The organism is Dysgonomonas sp. 216 (assembly GCF_010501065.1).
Classification (GTDB): Bacteria; Bacteroidota; Bacteroidia; order Bacteroidales; family Dysgonomonadaceae; genus QVMM01.
Genome location: NZ_QVMM01000052.1, coordinates 1 through 368, shown reverse-complemented (window position 1 = coordinate 368; position 368 = coordinate 1). Strand labels below are relative to the sequence as shown.

Annotated in this window: 1 protein-coding gene; it reads left to right on the top strand. The window is 44.3% G+C overall.

Annotated elements, in window-relative coordinates:
* Positions 1 to 368: hypothetical protein (locus D0T53_RS13495; protein WP_221411548.1), on the top strand; the 368-nt coding region annotated here is incomplete at both ends.

The following is a 368-nucleotide window of genomic DNA, read 5'->3' as shown; positions in this document are numbered from 1 at the left end:
ATTTAAGGCAATTCGGGGTTTATGCAGCCGAAAAGGAGCGGGAATTATGGGAACAACGGCCGCCGACGCCCGGAGATTTTCAAACTACACAACAATATGCGGATGTTCCTGTTTCTGTATTTTCTTCAAACTCCCCTTATTTCTCAGAGAGCCGGGGGGAGGCTGCATTAGAAGTCAATGTGCCCGAACCGGTGATGACTCTATATGACCTCTTCGGTTTTACACAGGAAGAACGCAGCCAGATAAAAACGACTAAGAGAAAAAAGAGAAAAAGCAGCCCCCTAAATTCCCCAAAGGCGACTTCAATTTCTTCTAATAGCAAAACTCGAAAAGAAGTATTATATCCAATATCTGATGCCCGAAAAGAG